Here is a 2216-nt window from a genome sequence, read left to right on the forward strand (position 1 = left end):
GTCGAGGGCCGCCTCGGGGGGTTCTGCCCGGTCGGTCGCCAGCGGCCCGTCGGCGGCAGCACCGCCGGCCGCATCGCCGTTCCCCAGCAGCCCGTCCCGGGTCCTCCTGAGCTGCAGACCGAGCTGGAGCTCGCGCAGCCCCCTGAGCGGCCCGATCCCCGGTAACCCTCTGGCTGGTGACCGGAGCGGCAGCGACAGCCCCTCCGAGCCGCTCAGAGGCGCTCAGAGGGCGTAGCCCTGGTGACCGGAGCCGTCCCCGGCGACAGCCCCAGGAGGCCTCCCGAGAGCCCTTCCGAGAGCAGGTCAGCAGGGCGTGTCCATTGTGGGTGTAGGTAACACCCACAATCACCCCCTTACGGGACCCCCCCCACAATCGCCACAAACCGCATTCCGCCTCGCTCCCAGCGATTTCGTGTTAGGTTTGCACTAAATCTTAGTGCGAACTTAGGAGCCCGCTGATGTCTACCCGCATCACCCTCACGTTGCCCGACGAGATCGCCACCGATCTGGAGGCGCTGTCCCGCTCCCTGGGGGTCACCCGTTCCGCCTTCCTCTCGGTCTACCTCGGCACTCGAATCCGTCGCCTCCGCGACGTCGCGGAGTGCTACGTGGATCTCCAGCCCTGCGACGCCGACCCGCTGCGCCGGCTCCGCGGTGAGAGCGGCGAGGAGGTTGTCCGTCTCGCTGAGCTGGTCGTCGATGCGATGGAGGAGCAGGAGTACCAGCGCCGTCTCGAAGAGGGCGAGCTCCATGGCTGAGCCGGGCGCCGTTTTCGTGCACGACCTCCGGCTCACCTTCCACCCCGACGCCTTTCCCCAGCGCGATCTCGAGCGCGTCCTGCAGGAGGCGTCAGCTCACGCTCTGCCTGTTGATCCGACGAGGCGCGGCGAGCCTGCTATGTGGCGCGTCGGCTACGGGACGGCGCTCTTCACGACCATGAGCCGGTACGCCTCTGCGTCCCTCTCCGGCAGCGCCGTCGAGGAGCTGGTCGCGCGCGGCCTTCTGTCCGAGTTCGTTTCGGTCTGTTCGTCTGAGCCGTGCACCGTCACGCGGGTCGACGTCACCGCGGACGTTCTGACCGATGCGGCTCCTCGTGTTGCCGCTCTCGACCGCCGCTACCCGCACTACTGCTACCTCGCCGGCAAGCGCAGCCCCACCACGAGGTTCTTGTCGAACCGTCCGGCTGACGGTGCCACGACGGGATCGTTCTACGTCGGGTTCGGCACCGACGCCGCGATCAAGGCCGTGGTGTATGACAAGGCTTGGGAACGGCTCTGCAAGTCGGACTCCGTGATCCCTCCCACCACGCGTTACGAGATCAAGGTAACGAAGCGTGCGAAGCCCTGCCTCGCTGATGTCCTCGACCCTGCCCCCATGTTCTGGCACTACGCACGCAAGTTGTTGCCCTGCCCCGCCGCGCAAGAACCGTGGTTTCGTGGCCGCGACCTGCGCCCGTGGTTAAGCTCCTACGCCCCCCGACCTGCTGCTGCCGTCATGCTTGATCGCGTCTCGTCCTCTCCTGAGCTGGCTGCCCTCGCGTCTCTCGCTGTTGACTCCGGCCCCCACGGCGTTGACCTTCTCTGCCGTGAGGTCGAAAAGCGTCTGCGTAAGCTCGCTGCCGACGAGGAGGCTCGTCGCGTTGCCTCCCATGCTGGCTCGTCTCCCCGTTCTTCTGCCGCGTCCTGACAGCCGCCCCACGTCGCGCGACGAAGGACGCAGGAGGAGCGGCCGAGCGACGACGAGGAACGCACGCGCGTGTCGTGGGGCGCGCATCTCCACCCGCTGCTACCTTTGCGGACTGTGCCCTACATGGGTAACGCGTTACCGCCGATACTATGGGTACACCAGTGGAGAACCTCTATGTCCGATCTCGACACCCTCGACCGCCTGCTCGGTCCCGGCCTCACTCGCGACGTCGAGCGGTTCGCTGTCCTGTTCGCTCGCGAGGCCGATGGCATCGGCGATCCGCTCACCGATCCCGAGCGTGGGGAGTACGACAACCTGCTGCGGAGCCTCGGCATCGGGCTCATGGTCATCCGGCAGCAGTGCCTGGCACGCGGCTCGCGCGAGGCCCGCTCGTGAGGCCGAAAGCCGACCTGATGCGCGAGCACCGCGCTCGGCTCCGCGCCGCCGGCCTGGTCAAGGTCGAAGCCTGGGTCCACCCCGAGGAGCGCGAGCGCCTGTCGCGCTACGTCGAGGGCCGCCTCGGGGGGTTC

3 protein-coding genes are annotated in these 2216 nt (G+C 68.0%); all 3 read left to right on the forward strand.

Annotated features, from left to right (window positions below; genetic code table 11):
• Positions 1-482 precede the first annotated feature (482 nt).
• On the forward strand, positions 483-758 hold the full coding sequence (locus WBA11_RS14070) for a hypothetical protein (RefSeq protein WP_424521302.1): 276 nt from the start codon (positions 483-485) through the stop codon (positions 756-758).
• Between the two features lie 178 nt (positions 759-936).
• On the forward strand, positions 937-1686 hold the full coding sequence (locus WBA11_RS14075; protein ID WP_424521303.1) for a hypothetical protein: 750 nt from the start codon (positions 937-939) through the stop codon (positions 1684-1686).
• 174 nt (positions 1687-1860) lie between these two features.
• Positions 1861-2082 (forward strand): hypothetical protein, encoded by a 222-nt coding sequence (locus WBA11_RS14080; protein WP_424521304.1) that lies wholly within the window; start codon positions 1861-1863, stop codon positions 2080-2082.
• Positions 2083-2216: the final 134 nt, after the last annotated feature.

Source organism: Rubrivirga sp., assembly GCF_049648075.1.
Classification (GTDB): domain Bacteria; phylum Bacteroidota; class Rhodothermia; order Rhodothermales; family Rubricoccaceae; genus Rubrivirga.